Source organism: Amycolatopsis sp. NPDC051045 (genome assembly GCF_040682955.1).
Classification (GTDB): domain Bacteria; phylum Actinomycetota; class Actinomycetes; order Mycobacteriales; family Pseudonocardiaceae; genus Amycolatopsis.
Map to the genome: position 1 here is coordinate 427,173 of NZ_JBFBCC010000001.1, position 16,645 is coordinate 443,817.

Sequence of the window (16,645 nt, forward strand, 5' to 3'; positions counted from 1 at the left end):
TCCGCTGCCGGATCCCCACCCGGATTACGTTGGTACGCATGGACATGATCACCCCCGAGCCGCGCCCCGCCTGGATCGCCGGTCGCCCCGAACCGGGCGCCACCACCCTCGTCGTGCACCACCCGTACGACGGCAGCGAGGTCGCCACGGTCGCCGTGCCCGGGCCGGAGCAGGTCGAACGCGCGGTGGCCGCCGCGGCCTCGGTCGCCAAGGAGTTCCGGCGCAGCCCCGCGCACCTGCGCGCGGGGGCCCTCGACCACGTCTCCCGCGCGCTCGCCGCGCGCGCCGAGGAGATCGCCGAAGTGATCACCGCCGAGAACGGCAAGCCGCTCAAGTGGGCCGAGGCCGAGGTCAAGCGCGCGGTGTCGGTGTTCCGCATCGCCGCCGAGGAGGCCCGCCGCTTCACCGGCGAAGTCCAGCGCCTCGACACCGACCCGGCGGGCGAGGCGCGGCTGGCGCTGACCCGCCGCGTCCCGCGCGGGCCGGTGCTCGGCATCGCGCCGTTCAACTTCCCGCTCAACCTGGTCGCGCACAAGGTGGCGCCGTCGCTGGCGATCGGTGCCCCGATCATCGTCAAGCCCGCGCCGCGGACGCCGTTGTCGGCGCTCGTCCTCGGCGAGATCCTGGCCGAGACGGACCTGCCGGAAGGCGCGTTTTCGGTGCTGCCGCTGGGGAACGAGGACACCCAGGCCCTCGTGGCCGACCCGCGGCTGCCCGTCGTGTCCTTCACCGGCTCCGGTCCGGTCGGCTGGTCGCTCAAGGACGCCGCGCCGCGCAAGCACGTCGTGCTCGAGCTCGGCGGCAACGCGGCGGCCGTCGTCCTGCGCGACTGGCCCGACCCCGAAGGCGCCGCCCACCGCATCGCCACCTTCGGCAACTACCAGGCCGGGCAGTCCTGCATCGCGGTGCAGCGGGTGATCGTGGACGCCGCCGTGGCCGAGGAGTTCGTGCCCGCGCTGCGGGAAGCCGTCGAGGCGCAGCGGACCGGCGACCCGTACGACCGCAACACCGACGTCGGCCCGGTGGTCGACGAAGCCGCCGCCGAACGGATCATCGCCTGGGTCGACGAGGCCGTCGAGGCCGGCGCGAAGGTGCTCACCGGCGGCACCCGCGAGGGCGCGACCGTGGCCCCGACGCTGCTCACCGACGTCCCGCCGGGCACCAGGGCCTGGGCGGAGGAGATCTTCGGCCCGGTCCTCGCGGTGTCCGTTGTGGACGGTGTGGACGCCGCCTTCCGCTCGGTCAACGAATCCGCGTACGGCCTGCAGGCCGGGGTCTTCACCACCGACGTCCAGCTGGCGTTCCACGCGTCGGCCGAGCTGGAGGTCGGTGGCGTGATCATCGGCGATGTGCCGTCCTACCGCGCCGACCAGATGCCCTACGGCGGCGTCAAGGGCTCCGGCGTCGGCCGCGAAGGCGTGCTCGCCGCGATGCACGACCTGACGGAAGAACGCGTCACCGTCTTCACCGGCATCGACCTCTAACCGGTGACGCCCTGCCCGAACCGGAAGACGCTGTCGGGGTCGTACTTCTGCGCGACGTCCTTGAGCCGTCCCGCGTTGTCGCCGTAGTAGGCGGCCTTCCAGTCGGGCAGGGCGGGATCGATGTAGTTGACGTACCCGCCACCCGCACCGGCCGCGGCGAGTCCCGCGACGACCTCGCCGACCGACTTCGTGACCGTCGCCCGGGTCTTCGCCGTCGCCGGCGCGTAGACCTGCACGCTGGCCAGCGCGTCGCGGTGCCAGAACGCGGTCGCGTCCTTGGCCGGCCCGGCCACCGCGCCGCCGAGACCGTCGATGAGCAGGTCCATGCCCGGCCGGCCGTCGGCGACCGCGACGAGCTTCGCGGCATCGACCGGGGTGGTGATGATCCGCGACGACGCGACGAACGACTGGCGGTTCGAGCTGCCCTCGAAGTACTTCATGGCGCCGAGGTAGTCCAGGCTCTTCACCACGCGCTGCGTCGGCCGGGCGCCGGCGTTGGTGGTCAGGTTGTTCAGCAGCGTGTTCAGGCCGGCGGTACCGCCGACGTAGCAGCCGCCGACGCGGCACTGGACCGGCGAACCACCCGAGAGCACCAGGTTGGCCCAGAGCTCCGGCGGCATCGAGGCGATCCACTGCTGCCACGCGGCGAGCACGCCGGCCGCGGCCCCGGCCGGGAAGTGCAGCGAGAACACCGTCAGGTCCTCCGGCGCCGGATCGGTGTCGAAGGTGAATTCGGTGACGATGCCGAAGTTGCCACCGCCCCCGCCGCGCAGGGCCCAGAACAGGTCCGGTTCGGAGCCCGCGGACGCGGTGAGCGTCCGGCCGTCGGCCACGACGACCTGCGCGGAACTCAAGTGGTCGCAGGTCAGGCCGTACTTGCGGGCGAGCACGCCGATGCCGCCGCCGAGGGTCAGCCCGGCGATCCCGACCGTCGGGCAGGACCCGGCGGGTAGCGCGCGCCCGGCCCGTGCCAGCGCGGCGTAGACGTCCTTCAGCTTCGCGCCGGCGCCGATCACGGCTTTGCCGCCCTGGACCTCGATCTTGTTCAGCGCGGCCACGTCGACGACCAGCCCGCCCTCGGGCACCGAGTAACCGGCGTAGCTGTGACCGCCGCTGCGCGCCGCGATGGTGACGCGCCCGGCGGCGGCCTGGACACAGGCCTGGACGTCCTGGACGGTCGAGGCGGTCGCGACGGCGACCGGGTTGTTGCTGTCGAACAGGGGGTTGAACGCCAGCTTGGCGGTGTCGTAGCCCTCGCTGACCGGCCGCAGCAGGCCGCCCGTCAGCTGGGTCCGCAGCTCGTCCCAGTTCGGCGGCCCGGAGGGCAGCCCGGTGGCGGGCGGCGCGGACGTCGTGGCGGCCGGGGCGGTCGAAGCGACCGGGGCCGTGGGGCTGTCCGGCCCGCACGCGGCGGCGACGGCTCCGGCCGCCGAGACGCCCGCGATGCGCAGGAACGTCCTCCGGGGGACGCCGGACCGCCCCTGGTCGTGCTCACTGTCCACAGCGGACTCCTCGGGCCGGGAACGCCCAGTGTAGAGCGGGCGCAGGGCGTTCACCGGGCGGAGCGGACCGGTTACGCCCAGGCCGGGATCCGGGGCACGTCGCCGTCGAGGGCGGAGCCGTCGGAGCGCCCGCTGAGCCAGGCCAGGAGCTCGCCGGCGGACCCGCGGACGGTCGCGCCGGAGACCGCGCCCATCGTCCACTCGAACCCGTCGGCGACCAGGCGGAGCGCGGGGAGGTGGGCGCCGCGGGAGGTGATGGCGTGCTGGACGACGTCCTCGGCGAGCGGGCCGAGCAGCGTCAGCACGCGGTCGAGGTCGTAGCCGCGGTCGAGGTCGGCGAGGTGGATGGTCAGTTCGGACAGCCGCATCCGCGCCACGACCACCCCGGTGACGGGCGCGCCCTGCCGGTTGCGGACCTCCCGCGCCCAGGCGTCGTCCGGCATCGCGGCGGCGTACCGCTCGAAGCGCCCGGCCGACGCGACGAAGTCCGCGAGCAGGTCGGCGGCCGCGTGCTGCGCGCCGGCCTCGATATCCCGCTCGCGCGCATCGGCACTGGGGTACATCGGGGTCTCGACGCCGGTGTCCGCCCAGGTCAGCAGGTTGTGCAGGCCATCGGCGTTGCGCGCGACGTGCGCGAGGACGTGCGCGCGCGACCAGCCGGGCAACGCGCTGGGGGCGCGCAGCTCGGGTTCGCCGAGGCCACCGATGGCCCGCGCCCATTCGTCGTCGAGCCGCCGGACGCCGTCGAGCAGCGCGGGTGCCTTATCGGATGCCGTCACGGCCCCGAGTCTAGGAGGATCGCCGCAGCGCCGCGGGGGCCTCGGCCGGAACGGCCGGGTTCTTCGGCGCCACCGGCTCCAGCCGGGCGTACGGCACGTCCTGCGGCGGCCGCGCGTCCTCCTCGCCCTTGTTGGGCCAGAAGGAGAACGCGCGCTCGGCCTGGGCCGTGATGGTCAGCGACGGGTTCACGCCCAGGTTGGCGGTGATCGCCGCGCCGTCCACCACCGACAGCCCGGGGTAGCCGTAGACCCGGTGGTACGGGTCGATGACGCCTTCGTCGGCGGTGGCGCCGATCGGGACGCCCCCGATGAAGTGCGCCGTCAGCGGGATGTCGAAGATCTCGCCCCAGGTACCGCCGGCGATGCCGCCGATGTGCTCGGCGGCGCGGACGTTCGCCTCGTGCCCGGCCGGGATGAAGCTCGGGTTCGGCTCGCCGTGGCCCTGCTTGGACGTGTACTTGCGGCGGCCGAAGAGCCCGCGCCTGGTGTAGGTGGTGATGGAGTTGTCGAGGCTCTGCATCACCAGCAGGATCACCGTGCGCTCGCTCCAGCGGTAGCCGTTGAGCATCCGCGCCGACTGGATCGGGTGCCGGAGCAGGAACCGCGCGACCTGCTGCCAGCGCGGCACCGGCGAAGAGCCGTCGGTGGCGATGGTCTGCAGCAGGCTCATGGCGTTGCTGCCCTTGCCGTAGCGGACCGGCTCGATGTGGGTGTTCTCGTCCGGGTGGATGGACGAGGTGATCGCGACGCCGCGGCTGAAGTTGCGGCTCTCGTCGACCTCGGTGCGGGCGGCGCCGATGATGGCCTCGGAGTTGGTGCGGGTCAGCTCGCCGAGCCGGCGCGAAAGCCCCGGCAGCCGTCCGGTGTCCTTCATCCGGTGCAGCAGGTTCTGGGTGCCCCAGGTGCCGGCGGCGAAGACGACCTTCTCGGCGGTGATGGTGGTCCGGAACCGCTTCGACGTCGTCCCGGTTTTCTTGAGACTGACTTCGTAGCCGCCGTCGAACGGCGTCACGGCGGTCACCGTGGTCAGCGGGATGACCTTCGCCCCGTTCTTCTCCGCGAGGTAGAGGTAGTTCTTGACCAGTGTGTTCTTCGCCCCGACGCGGCAACCGGTCATGCACGAGCCGCACTCGGTGCAGCCGGTGCGCTCGGGGCCGGCCCCGCCGAAGTACGGGTCCTTCGCGCGCTCGCCCGGCTTGCCGAAGTAGACGCCGACGGGCGTCGGGTGGAACGAGCCGGCGACGCCCATGTCCTTCGCGACGTCGCGCATCACGACGTCCGACGGGGTCACGGTCGGGTTGGTGACCACGCCGAGCATGCGGCTCGCCTGGTCGTAGTGCGGGGAGAGCTCGGACTCCCAGTCGGTGATGTGCGCCCACTGGCAGTCGGCGTAGAACGGCTTGAGCGGCCGGTACAGCGTGTTCGCGTACACGAGCGAGCCACCGCCGACGCCGGCACCCGCCAGCACCATGACGTCGTTGAGCATGTGGATGCGCTGGATGCCGTAGCAGCCGACCTGCGGCGCCCACAAGTAGCGCTTGAGGTCCCACGACGTCTTCGCGAACTCGTCGTCGGCGAACCGGCGGCCCGCCTCGACGACGGCCACCCGGTAGCCCTTCTCGGTGAGCCGCAGCGCCGCGACGCTGCCGCCGAACCCCGACCCCACCACGACGACGTCGTAGTCGAGGCCACCCGCATTGGTGGTGGTGTTACTGGCAGTCACACCTGGAGCGTAACTCCGGCCCCGCGTTCTGACCAGAGGTAAGTTACTCGCGAGTTATGGTTGTCCGACGGCAATTGTGGGTAACTACCACAGTGCTCGATGTCCACGTCGGCGAGGACCCGCCGGGCGGGACACGATTTCCGGGAGGGACCACGATGGGCCCCCAGCAGCTGACCGGTTGGCGCAAGTCGAGCCACAGCCACTTCGAAGAGAACGCCTGCGTCGAGATCGGCACCGCGGCCGGTGTCGTCGGCGTGCGGGACACCAAGCAGGCCGGACTCCCGGCCCGCCCGGTGCTCGTCTACTCCACGGGCGCCTTCGCCGCGTTCCTCGCGCAGCTCACCGGCGAACGGTGAGCCCCACCCGCTGGAACTCCTTGAGGTCCGAGTAGCCCGTCTTCGCCATCGCCCGGCGAAGCGCCCCGAAGAGGTTCACCACGCCTTCCGCGTCCGACGACGGCCCGAACAGCAGGGTCTTGAGGTCGACGGCGTAGTCCGGGCCGGCCGCCACGCGCGAGCGCGGCAGCGACGGGTGCGCGGCCGCCGCCGTCCAGTACAGGCCCTGGCCGGGCGCGTCCGAGGCGGCGGCCAGCGGGGAGCCGAGCATCACGGCGTCCGCGCCGCACGCGATGGCCTTGGCGATGTCACCCGACACCGTGATACCGCCGTCCGCGAGCACGTGGACGTACCGGCCGCCGGTCTCGTCGAGGTAGTCGCGGCGGGCGGCCGCGGCGTCGATGATCGCCGTGGCCATCGGGACGCCGATGCCGAGCACGCGGTCGGTGCTGGTGACGCCCGGGGTGTAGCCGTGGCCGACGATGACACCCGCGGCGCCGGTGCGCATGAGGTGCATCGCGGTGCGGTAGTCGCTGACGCCACCGGCGATGACGGGGACGTCGAGGCGGCCGATGAAGTCCTTGAGGTTCAGCGGCTCGGCGTCGCGCACGACGTGCTCGGCGGAGATGATCGTGCCCTGCACGACGAGGATCTCGACGCCGGCCGCGATCAGGTCCGGGGTCAGCTCGGCGGCGTGCTGCGGGCTGACGCGCGCGGCCACCGTGACGCCGGATTCGCGGACCGTCTTGATGGCCTCGGTCAGCAGGTCGAGCCGGATCGGCGCGGCGTGCAGCTCCTGCAGCACGCGGCCGACCGCGGTCGGGTCCTCGAGGTCCTCGGCCGCGCGGACCAGCTGGAAGATGGCGTCCTCGACGTTCGCGTGCCGCGCCCAGAGGCCTTCGGCGTTCAGCACGCCCAGGCCGCCCAGCTCGCCGACGGCGACCGCGGTGCCGGGCGAGACGATCGCGTCGGTCGGGTGCGTGACGAGCGGCAGGTCGAAGCGGTAGGCGTCGATCTGCCATGAGGTGGACACCACCGAAGACGACCGGGTCCGCCGCGACGGCACGATCTCGACGTCGTCGAGGTCATACGCCCGCCGCGCGGTGCGGCCCATCCCGATCTCGACCAGGTCCCGCACGTGAAGCCTCCTCGAACGACGACGATCTGCCGTGCCCCATTGTCGCTAGGCCGCGTGGGTGACCCGCGCACGGGGGTCTAGACCCGCACGAACACGGCGACCGGCGCCAGCACCGCGCCCAGCGCGAGGGCCAGCCAGGTCGCCACCGGCGGGTAGACGTTGAGCCGGACGGCGCCGAAGTACACCGCGCCCAGGGCCAGCAGGCTGGCGACGATCAGCACCACCGGCCGGATCACGCCCGAGCGCAGGTCGACGACCCCGCCGCCCGCGCGCAGGTAGGCGATGCTGCCGTCGGCCGCGGAGACGTCGAGCGTCACCGGCTGGCCGGGTGGCAGGTCCAGGCCGGGACCGACCGCGGTGACGCGGTAGTGCCGCCCGCCCGCGGCGTCCACGGCGATGGTGTGGCTCTCCGCGTCCTCGTCCCCGCCGACCGGGAGCGCCCCCTGCTCGTGGGACACCACGTGGCCCTCGACGCGGTAGGTCGGCGCGTCCCGGCCGGCCAGCACCTGGCACATCAGGCAGACCACGCCGCCGAGGAACAGCGACACCAAGGCGACGGCCGTGAAGAACACCTTGCGCAGCACGCGGGTGAACCGGCCGACCGTCATGCGCTCTAGTGCACACTACGACCGCCACAGAAGGCGATAGACCGATTACCGTAAGCACGCTAGGTCACGATGACCCAGCAGGTGCACGACCGGCCTAACGGGTGCCGTGAACCAGCCTGTCCCACGCGTGCCGTGAAACAGGCGGCGCATCGACGAGCCCCAGGACTAGCGGGTCGTGTAGTTCGGCGCCTCGACGGTCATCGTGATGTCGTGCGGGTGGCTCTCCTTGAGGCCGGCCGCGGTGATCCGGACCAGCTGCGCCTCCTGCAGCTGCGCGATCGTCTCGGCGCCGGCGTAGCCCATGCCCGCGCGCAGGCCGCCGACCAGCTGGTGCACGACGTTCGCGAGCGGGCCGCGGAACGGGATCCGGCCTTCGATGCCTTCGGGCACCAGCTTGTCCTCGTTGAGCACGTCGTCCTGGGCGTAACGGTCCTTCGAGTAGGACTTGCCCTGGCCGCGGGACTGCATCGCGCCCAGCGAGCCCATGCCGCGGTAGACCTTGAACTGCTTGCCGTTGACCAGGATCAGGTCGCCCGGCGACTCGGCGGTGCCGGCGAGCAGGCTGCCCAGCATCACCGTGGACGCCCCGGCCGCGATGGCCTTCGCGATGTCACCCGAGTACTGGATGCCGCCGTCGCCGATCACCGGGATGCCCGCCGGCCGGGCCGCCTGGTCGGCCTCGTAGATGGCCGAGATCTGCGGCACGCCGACACCCGCCACGATCCGGGTGGTGCAGATGGAGCCCGGGCCGACGCCGACCTTGATGCCGTCCGCGCCCGCGTCGACCAGCGCCTGCGCGCCGGCTCGCGTCGCGACGTTGCCGCCGACGATGTCGACGGAGTCGCCCAGCTCCTTCTTCAGCAGCGAGACCATCTCGACGACGGCCCGGGAGTGCCCGTGGGCGGTGTCGACCATCAGCACGTCGACACCCGCGTCGGCCAGCGCCATCGCGCGCTTGTGCCCGTCCAGGCCGACCCCGACCGCCGCGCCGACGATGAGCCGCCCGTCCGGGTCCTTCGTCGCCTTCGGGTACTGCTCGGTCTTCACGAAGTCCTTGACCGTGATCAGGCCGCGCAGCTTGCCCGCGCCGTCGACGATCGGCAGCTTCTCGATCTTGTGCCGGCGCAGCAGGCCGAGCGCCGCGTCCGCCGACACCCCGACCTGCGCGGTGATCAGCGGCGCCTTCGTCATGACCTCGGACACCGGGCGGCTGTGGTCGACCTCGAACCGCATGTCGCGGTTGGTGATGATGCCGACCAGCGTCCCGGCCGCGTCGGTCACCGGCACCCCGGAGATGCGGAACCGCGCGCACAGGGCGTCGACCTCGGCCAGCGTGGCGTCCGGCGAGCAGGTGACCGGGTCGGTGACCATGCCGGCCTCCGACCGCTTGACGACCTCGATCGCGGCGGCCTGCTCGTCGACGGGCAGGTTGCGCTGGAGCACGCCGATGCCGCCCTGGCGGGCCATGGCGATGGCCATCCGCGCCTCGGTGACGGTGTCCATCGCCGCGGACACCAGCGGGACGCCGAGGGTGATGTTCCGGGTCAGCCGGGTGCTCGTGTCGACCGTGCTGGGGACCACGTCCGATTCGGCCGGCAGCAGCAGCACGTCGTCGAAGGTCAGGCCGAGCATGGCGAACTTGGCCGGAACGGGGGCGGTGGTGCCGTCGCTGGTCATGCGGGTGAAGGGCCTTCCTGGCGCGGGATGAGCGGGGTCGCTGTGGCGACTCGGAGCCTTCCCCTCATGATATCTGCCGCCCACCGCCCGCCCCGGGCGGTGGGCGGGCCGGCGGGGCCGCCCGGTACCGTGCAGGCCGTGGCGCATGATGTCCTGCCTCCAGACCCGTTCGCGGACGACCCGGACGACCCGGCCCGCGCATTCGGAGACCCCGAGGACCGGCTGGACGAGCCGATCAGCGATTCCGAACGCACCGAACTCCTGGCCGATCTCTCGGATCTGGCCGTCTACCAGGCGCTCCTCGAACCCCGCGGGGTTCGCGGGATCGTCGTCGACTGCGGTGAGTGCGACGAACCGCACTACCACGACTGGCACCTGCTGCGGGCGAGCCTCGAGCAACTGCTGGCCGACGGGCGGATGCGGCCGCACGAGCCGGCCTACGACCCGAACCCCGGCGACTACGTGAGCTGGGACTACTGCCGCGGCTTCGCCGACGGCGTGACGGCCAACGAAAGCGCCTACTGAGCGTCCGCAACCCACGAAAAAGCCCTGGTGAGCAAACTCACCAGGGCTTTTTCGTACCTGTCCGGTTCTACGGCGTTTCGCTGACGCCCTGCGGCTGGCCGCCGGCGGACTCGCTGCGCGGCGTGCCCGGATCGTTCCCGCTCGCGACCGTGGTGGTCGGCGGCGGGGTGGGCGTCGGGGTCGGCGTCTCGGTGGTCGGCGGCGGGGGCGTCGGGGTCGGCGTCCCGCTGCCGGGCAGGCTCGTGGTGCCGCTGCCGCTGCCGGGGATGGACGTCGCCGAGCCGGCCGGCGGCACCTGCGACGAGGGGGCGCCGGGGACCACCGGCGGCACCGAGGTCTGGATCGGGCCCTGGACCGGCGCTTCCGGGTTCTGCAGCTGGGCGGCGAGCTGCCGGTGCTGCTCCATCAGCTGGTCGCGGTTCTCCTCGTCGGTGACCTGCGACAGGGCGGCCTGGGCGTCCTGGAGGGCCTGGCGGGCGGCGTCGAGGTTGCCACCCGCGATGGCCAGGTTGGCCTTCTCGAGGTCGAGCTTCGCGGTCGCGGCCGCCTCGACCGAACGGGTGTGGTCGGAGTAGAGGACCTTGGCGAGGCCCCACAGCGTGTCTCCGGGTTGCGCGGAGCGCGCGGCCAGCCCGGTCCCGGTGAACGCGATCGCCAGCACAGCGGCGGCGACAGCAATGGGGACGAGCAGCCTGCGGCGGCGTCCGCTCGAAGCGTGCCGCCTCGCGAGAGCGGCGGTACTGACGGTGCGCACCGCGGTGTCGACGTCGACGAGCTCGGCCAGGGGCTCGCTGTCGATGTCTCTTCGCCACGCCACCAGCAACGCATTGAGCTCCTGGTCGCCGAGACCGTCGGCCAGCGCCGGGTCGGACCCGCCGAGCGCATCGAGCAGCGCGTCGTCGGCTTGCACGGCCGACAGGTCGGCGGCGAACTCCGCCTCCGACGCCGTCAGGCCACTGCCGAAAACGTCGTCCGGCTCGAATCTCTTCTCGTGACCGGTCACTCAGATCACCTCCTCCGCGGCCAGGACCTTTCTCAGCCGCGCGAGGGCGCGGTGCTGGGCGACGCGGACGGCGCCGGGGGTGGAGCCGACCGCATCCGCGGTCTCCTCCGCCGACAGGCCGACGACCACGCGCAGCACCACGATCTCCCGCTGCTTGTCCGGCAGCACCTGCAACAACTGGGACATCCGCTCGTTCAGTTCACCTTGCAGCGCCCGCTGCTCGGGCCCGACCCCGACTTCGACCTCGTCGGGTATCTCGGCCACCGGCTCGGACCGGTTGCGCGCCGCCGCGCGGTGCGCGTCGGCCACCTTGTGCTGGGCGATCCCGTACACGAAGGCCAGAAACGGGCGGCCTTGATCGCGGTACGAGGGCAATGCCGTTAGCACCGCGAGACACACCTCCTGCGCAACGTCGTCCGCTGAAGCGAACGATCGCTCCTGCCTGCCAACCCGGGCGCGGCAATACCGCACTACCAGTGGACGGATGGCAGCCAGCAGCCGCTCCACTGCCTGGGGATCTCCCTCGACAGCAGCGGCGACCGGTTCATCCAGTCCATCCCCCACATTGGCCATCGCAGACAACAGTCCCAGTGTTACGCGTAGGTGTGCAAAGAACCCGGCTCGTGGTCGCCTCCACCGCGCGCCGGAGACCGCTACCGTACCTTCGCTCCGCCCCGGCTCGGCGCGCGCGGTGCTCCCCGGCGCGCCGCGGCCTCGGGAGCCGCGGAAATACGGATTGTCGTGCCGTCCCGCGCCCGGCAACACCGATCCAACGAGCGAACGGGCGTCGCGGGTACGAGATCCGTCGGAGGGACGGGGACCGGGGCGGGGGCCGCCGCGGAGGGTGCCCTGGTGGGCGCCGGAGTGTGATGGGGACCACACAGGTACGGGCCAGGGCGGTGCGCCCTGGCCCGTCGTCACCTGCATCCGGCCGTGTCAGGATCGAGGAGAGTGCCGCGTGGACGGGTCAGCTGACCAGGCCGCGACGGAAGCCGTGCGCCACGGCCTGCGCGCGGTCGCGCACGCCGAGCTTGCGGAACAGCCGCCGGGCGTGGGTCTTGACCGTGTCCTCGGACAGGTAGAGCTCGCGGCCGATCTGGCCGTTGCTCTTGCCCTGGCTCATCCCGCGGAGCACCTGAAGCTCGCGCTCGGTCAGCTGGACGCCCGGGTCGGACGGCTGACGGGGCGCGGGCACCGAGGTGCTCGCGAGGGTGTGGGCCAGTGCGGCGACCAGCTCCGGCCGGGACGCGTCCCAGCGGAGGTAGCCGCGGGCACCGCCGGCGATCGCGGCGGCGATGCTGCCCGCGTCGTCCGGGGCGCCGAAGACGATGACGTTCGCCTGGGGGTTGGCCGAGACGAGCCGCCGGGTGGCTTCGACACCCGTCGGGACCGCGCGTTGCGTCCCGACCAGCACGACGTCGACGGGCTGACGGGAGTACCGGGCCAGCAGCTCGTCACCGTGCGCTACGCAGTCGATGCGACTGACCCCAGGGACCGCGGACATCACTCGGGTGAGCCCTTCACGGACACTGCGTCGGTCGTCGCAGATCAAGACCGTCGTCACGGGGTTTCCTTCCTGCAGCCGGGTGACATTCCTCTTCCCCTATCGGACGCTTTAGCCCGAACCTTGACACGATCCGGTGGCTTTTTTTGAACTTTCTTAGCCCGGATGCCGGAACACCCCATTCCGACGGCTCAACCACCCGGGACGGGGACCCATGGTGATTCCCCCGCAACCCTCCTCCCGCAAGGATCTGCGCTTCGTAACACTGCGTGCAACACCTGCGCCACTCTGAATCGATACTCCTCGGCGTGTCCTGGGCGCAGGTCGACCGCGACGAGGGCCGCCGGCCACAAAAGTGAAAGGAGTTCGCATTCCTCGGCGGCCGCCATTGCATTTCCGACAAGGTCGTCCGAAATCTTCCGGTGATCGGGAGCCTCGGCCACCCGCAGGGCGACAGCCAGCACAATCCCGGATTTCACCGAGTGCCGCCGCGCACCGCGCGCGAGCGCCGTTTCGAAGGACCGCTCGGCGTGCGGCACCGCGGCGGCGCCCTGACCTGCGGCGAGTTCGATTTCGGCACCGACCCAGCCGCCCCGGACCCGCGCGCGCCACCCGGCGTCCTGGGCGGCGGCCCGGGCGGCCAGCCTGCGGGCGGCGCTCAACCGGCCCAGTGCGAGGTTGTCGGCGGCGAGGCCGAGCAGGGCGTCGGCTCTCGCACCGGCGGCGTCGAGGCCGTCGGGATCGCGCCCGGTTTCCAGGCCGGCGGCTTTGGCGAAGGCCTCACCGTCGAGCGCACGGGCGTGCCGGTGGCCGCCCAGCTGCCGCCGGTGCGCCGCGAGAGTGCTGGCGGCGAGGGAGGCTTCGAGGGGGTCGGTCCCGTTTCGAAGTCCGTCGAGAAGGGTCGCGGCGGCCGCGTACCGGCCCTGGGCCCCCAGCACGACGGCGGCGAGCAGCCGTTCCCGCGGGCTGCCGCCGCCGCGCGTGACGGCGGGATCGGGCAGCGGAGCGCTCCCGAACGCGGCGGCCCTCAGGGCGGGTTCGTGCACCCGTCCTTTCTAGCGGGTCGCACCGACAAAAACATGATCGAAGTGACCGGCTGCGCGGATCCGTTAGCCGCGCACGCCGACCAGGACGTGCTCGAGGCGGTCCGCCGCGCCCGGGAGGTCCGTCAGGAGCTCGACCTTGTCCGGCAGCCCGGCCGGGTCCCAGCCGGGGCCGCAAGCGAACAGCCTGGTGCGCTGGCGTCCGCGGGAGACCCTCGCGAACAGGCGGGCGTCGGCGACCCCGTGCCCGTGCGCCCACAGCACCACGGCCGCGGGCGCGCTGCGGCGCACCGCGACCGCCAGGACCTCGGCGGGCAGCGGCACCCCGAACAGCTGGGCGCCGATCCGCCGCCCGGCCAGTGACGCGGCCAGCGCGTACATCGGCATCGTGTCGCGCTCGCCGGGGACGCAGCCGAGCAGCACCGGGCGGGTGTTGCGGGGTTCGTCGAGCACCGGGGTCGCGCGCACCAGCGCGGCGAACACGCACTCCGCGAGCAGGTACTCGACCTCGGCGCCCGCGCTGGCGCCGCGCCAGCGGGCCCCGAGCGCCGACAGCACCGGCTCGATCACGCCGGTCCACGCCGGGAGCACGCCGAGTTCGGCGATGGTGTCGGCGAGCATCCGCTGCACCGCGCCGACGTCCATGGCGAGGGCCGCGGTGCTCAGCCGCCGGGCGAGGCGGGAGCGGACCTCGTGGCCGTCGTCGGCGGCGCCGGCCTCGGGAGGTTCCCCCGGTTCCTCCGGCTGCGGCGGTCCGGAGCGCGGCATCTGCTCGAGGGCGTACCGCGCCGCCTCGGCCGTCGACGCGCCGCTCAGCAACGCGCGCTGCATCAGTTCGAGCCGGCCGATGTCGGAGCTGCCGTAGCGGCGGTGGCGGCCGTCGGTGTGCCGGCTGGGGCCCAGTCCGTAGCGGCGGTCCCAGGTTCGGAGGGTGGACGGCGCGACCCCGAGCCGGCGGGCGACAGAGGCCACCGGCAGGGTGGGTTCTTCGGTGCCCGACCCAGCTCCCACGAGGCTCAATATCCAGGCACTCAGCGGAGTCGGCAACCGGAGGCGAAAGGCCTGCTCACACATCCGGGGGATGCCTAACGGCTGAATCGCACCGAATCGCTTGAACAACTATTGGCGCGCTTCTAACGTTACCGCCGTTGCACCGAATGGAGTATCGGCACCACAGCAGAGCAGCTAGCGGCATCGACCGGATGACGGAGGCGGTCAGGATGGCAGACACGCGCAGGCTCCCAGGACCCAACGCCGACATGTGGGACTGGCAGCTCGAAGGGTCGTGCCGGGGAATGGACAGTGCGTCCTTCTTTCACCCGGACGGCGAGCGCGGCCCGGCGCGGGCACGGCGGGAGGCCAGGGCGAAGGCCGTCTGCCTGAGCTGCCCGGTCTTGGAGATGTGCCGCAGCCACGCGCTCGCGGTGCACGAGCCGTACGGCATCTGGGGCGGGCTCTCGGAGTCCGAACGGGAGCACATCATCAAGTCCGACAAACGCGCGTTCAGCATGTCCGGCGGCTGAGCGCCCACCGACCTCGGAGGGCGGCACCGGGTGGGGTGCCGCCCTCCGTGCTGTCCGAGCCCGTTCCGGCCCCCCTCCAGGGGCGGGGAGGCGGGGGCCGGCAGACGCAGAGCGGGGCGGCACCTCCGTGGAGGTGCCGCCCCGCTCCGGACGTGGACTGCGTCAGTGCGAGTGGCCGTGGCCGCCCGCGGCGGGCTCCTCGTCGGCCGGCTTCTCGACCACGGACGACTCCGTGGTGAGGACCAGCCGGGCGATGGAGGCGGCGTTCGCCACCGCGGACCGGGTCACCTTGACCGGGTCCACGATGCCGGCGGCCAGCAGGTCGGTCAGCTCGCCGGTGGCGGCGTTGAAGCCCTGCCCCCAGCTCTGCTCCCGGACCTTGTTGACGATGACCGCGCCCTCGTGGCCCGCGTTGGTCGCGATCCAGAACAGCGGGGCGGACAGCGCGTCGCGCACGATCTTGACACCGGTCGCTTCGTCGCCTTCGAGGCCGAGGAAGCCGTCGAGCTCCTTGACGGCGTGCACGAGAGCCGAACCACCGCCGGGCAGGATGCCCTCTTCGACGGCGGCCTTGGTCGCGGCCACGGCGTCCTCGATGCGGTGCTTGCGCTCGTTCAGCTCGGTCTCGGTGGCCGCGCCGACCTTGATCACCGCGACACCGCCGCCGAGCTTCGCGAGCCGCTCCTGCAGCTTCTCGCGGTCCCAGTCGGAGTCGGTGCTCTCGATCTCCTTGCGGATCTGCGCGATCCGCGCCTGGGTGGCGTCCTTGGTGCCGGCGCCGTCGACGATGGTGGTGTCGTCCTTGGTGACGACGATGCGCCGCGCGCTGCCGAGCGAACCGAGGTTCGCGTCGGCCAGCTTCATGCCGATCTCCGTGGAGATCACCTCGCCGCCGGTGACGACCGCGAGGTCGTCCAGGAACGCCTTGCGGCGGTCACCGAAGAACGGCGCCTTGACGGCGACCGCGGTGATCGTCTTGCGCAGCGAGTTCACCACGAGGGTCGACAGCGCTTCGCCGTCGACGTCTTCGGCGATGATCAGCAGCGGCTTCTTGGCCTCGACGACCTTCTCGAGCACCGGCAGCAGGTCCGCCAGCGAGGAGATCTTCTCGCGGACCAGCAGGATGTAGGCGTCCTCGAGGATCGCCTTCTGCTCCTCCGGGTTGGTCGCGAAGTGCGCCGAGAGGAAGCCCTTGTCGAACTGGACACCCTCGGTGATCACCAGCTCGGTCGCCAGGGTCGACGACTCCTCGATGGTGATGACGCCGTCCTCGCCGACCTTCTCGACGGCTTCGCCGAGCAGGGCGCCGATGTTCGCGTCGCGGGAGGTGACGGTGCCGACCTGGGCGATGTTCTCGCGGCCCTTGACCGGGGTCGCCTTCTCCTTGAGGACCGCGATGACCTTCTCCGCGGCGGCCTCGATGCCGCGGCCGATCGCGGTCGGGTTGGCGCCGGCCGCGACGTTGCGCAGGCCGACCTTCACCAGCGACTGCGCGAGCACGGTCGCGGTCGTGGTGCCGTCGCCGGCGACGTCGTTGGTCTTGGTGGCGACGCTCTTGGCGAGCTGCGCGCCGAGGTTCTCGAACGGGTCGGCGAGCTCGATCTCACGGGCGACGGTCACGCCGTCGAGGGTGATGGTCGGCCCGCCGAACTTCTTGTCGAGCACGACGTGACGGCCACGCGGGCCGAGGGTGACCTTGACCGCGTCGGCGAGCTTGTTCACCCCGCGCTCGAGTGCGCGACGAGCGTCCTCGTCGAATTTGATCTGCTTGGGCATAGCGGTTTCCGCTTACCTTTCGGTG

16 protein-coding genes are annotated in these 16,645 nt (G+C 72.1%); 4 read left to right on the forward strand and 12 right to left on the reverse strand.

Features of this window, described 5'->3' with window-relative positions:
• The first annotated feature begins 38 nt into the window (after window positions 1–38).
• Window positions 39–1,484, forward strand: a complete 1,446-nt coding sequence (locus AB0M80_RS02095; protein WP_364557599.1) for an aldehyde dehydrogenase family protein — start codon at window positions 39–41, stop codon at window positions 1,482–1,484.
• Here AB0M80_RS02095 and AB0M80_RS02100 read toward each other — a convergent pair.
• The 3 genes from AB0M80_RS02100 to AB0M80_RS02110 all read right to left on the reverse strand — a co-directional run bounded on the left by AB0M80_RS02100 (window position 1,481) and on the right by AB0M80_RS02110 (window position 5,488).
• Window positions 1,481–2,986, reverse strand: coding sequence for an FAD-binding oxidoreductase (locus tag AB0M80_RS02100; RefSeq protein ID WP_364557602.1), 1,506 nt, complete (start codon window positions 2,984–2,986; stop codon window positions 1,481–1,483). The genes AB0M80_RS02095 and AB0M80_RS02100 overlap by 4 nt on opposite strands.
• 71 nt (window positions 2,987–3,057) lie before the next feature.
• The gene (locus AB0M80_RS02105) at window positions 3,058–3,765 is read right to left on the reverse strand and encodes a maleylpyruvate isomerase family mycothiol-dependent enzyme (RefSeq protein WP_364557605.1); all 708 of its coding nucleotides are present in this window, start codon (window positions 3,763–3,765) and stop codon (window positions 3,058–3,060) included.
• A 10-nt stretch (window positions 3,766–3,775) separates the two neighbouring features.
• Window positions 3,776–5,488, reverse strand: coding sequence for a GMC family oxidoreductase (locus AB0M80_RS02110; RefSeq protein ID WP_364557608.1), 1,713 nt, complete (start codon window positions 5,486–5,488; stop codon window positions 3,776–3,778).
• A 155-nt stretch (window positions 5,489–5,643) separates the two neighbouring features.
• Here AB0M80_RS02110 and AB0M80_RS02115 point away from each other — a divergent pair, with 155 nt between their 5' ends.
• Window positions 5,644–5,844, forward strand: a complete 201-nt coding sequence (locus AB0M80_RS02115; RefSeq protein ID WP_364557611.1) for a DUF397 domain-containing protein — start codon at window positions 5,644–5,646, stop codon at window positions 5,842–5,844.
• On the opposite strand, the gene AB0M80_RS02120 is transcribed toward AB0M80_RS02115, so the two are convergent.
• The 3 genes from AB0M80_RS02120 to guaB all read right to left on the reverse strand — a co-directional run bounded on the left by AB0M80_RS02120 (window position 5,828) and on the right by guaB (window position 9,246).
• Complete coding sequence (locus AB0M80_RS02120) at window positions 5,828–6,961, reverse strand: GuaB3 family IMP dehydrogenase-related protein (protein WP_364557614.1); 1,134 nt, start codon at window positions 6,959–6,961, stop codon at window positions 5,828–5,830. The two genes, AB0M80_RS02115 and AB0M80_RS02120, sit on opposite strands and share 17 nt — an antisense overlap.
• Before the next feature lie 77 nt (window positions 6,962–7,038).
• Window positions 7,039–7,569 carry a hypothetical protein gene (locus AB0M80_RS02125; RefSeq protein WP_364557617.1) on the reverse strand — a complete coding sequence of 177 codons (531 nt, stop codon included), beginning with the start codon at window positions 7,567–7,569 and terminating at the stop codon, window positions 7,039–7,041.
• 165 nt (window positions 7,570–7,734) lie between these two features.
• On the reverse strand, window positions 7,735–9,246 hold the full coding sequence (gene guaB / locus AB0M80_RS02130) for an IMP dehydrogenase (protein WP_364557620.1): 1,512 nt from the start codon (window positions 9,244–9,246) through the stop codon (window positions 7,735–7,737).
• A 129-nt stretch (window positions 9,247–9,375) separates the two neighbouring features.
• On the opposite strand from guaB, the gene AB0M80_RS02135 reads away from it, so the two are divergent.
• Entirely contained in the window at window positions 9,376–9,771 is a 396-nt protein-coding gene (locus tag AB0M80_RS02135) for a DUF5319 domain-containing protein (protein ID WP_003073549.1), read from the forward strand.
• A gap of 67 nt (window positions 9,772–9,838) precedes the next feature.
• On the opposite strand, the gene AB0M80_RS02140 is transcribed toward AB0M80_RS02135, so the two are convergent.
• From AB0M80_RS02140 to AB0M80_RS02160, 5 genes are all read right to left on the reverse strand, one after another.
• Window positions 9,839–10,774, reverse strand: a complete 936-nt coding sequence (locus AB0M80_RS02140) for an anti-sigma-D factor RsdA (RefSeq protein ID WP_364557622.1) — start codon at window positions 10,772–10,774, stop codon at window positions 9,839–9,841.
• Complete coding sequence (locus AB0M80_RS02145; protein WP_364558551.1) at window positions 10,775–11,347, reverse strand: sigma-70 family RNA polymerase sigma factor; 573 nt, start codon at window positions 11,345–11,347, stop codon at window positions 10,775–10,777.
• Between the two features lie 394 nt (window positions 11,348–11,741).
• A complete protein-coding gene (locus AB0M80_RS02150) occupies window positions 11,742–12,338 on the reverse strand; it encodes a response regulator transcription factor (protein ID WP_003073605.1) in 597 nt (198 codons plus the stop codon).
• Window positions 12,339–12,469: 131 nt separating this feature from the next.
• On the reverse strand, window positions 12,470–13,324 hold the full coding sequence (locus AB0M80_RS02155; RefSeq protein ID WP_364557625.1) for a hypothetical protein: 855 nt from the start codon (window positions 13,322–13,324) through the stop codon (window positions 12,470–12,472).
• Between the two features lie 63 nt (window positions 13,325–13,387).
• Window positions 13,388–14,332 (reverse strand): MerR family transcriptional regulator, encoded by a 945-nt coding sequence (locus AB0M80_RS02160; protein ID WP_364557628.1) that lies wholly within the window; start codon window positions 14,330–14,332, stop codon window positions 13,388–13,390.
• Between the two features lie 191 nt (window positions 14,333–14,523).
• Here AB0M80_RS02160 and AB0M80_RS02165 point away from each other — a divergent pair, with 191 nt between their 5' ends.
• The gene (locus AB0M80_RS02165) at window positions 14,524–14,844 is read left to right on the forward strand and encodes a WhiB family transcriptional regulator (protein ID WP_364557631.1); all 321 of its coding nucleotides are present in this window, start codon (window positions 14,524–14,526) and stop codon (window positions 14,842–14,844) included.
• 162 nt (window positions 14,845–15,006) lie between these two features.
• Here AB0M80_RS02165 and groL read toward each other — a convergent pair whose 3' ends face one another.
• Window positions 15,007–16,620: a chaperonin GroEL gene (groL, locus tag AB0M80_RS02170; protein WP_364557633.1), complete on the reverse strand. Its 1,614-nt coding sequence runs from the start codon at window positions 16,618–16,620 to the stop codon at window positions 15,007–15,009.
• Between the last annotated feature and the right edge of the window lie 25 nt (window positions 16,621–16,645).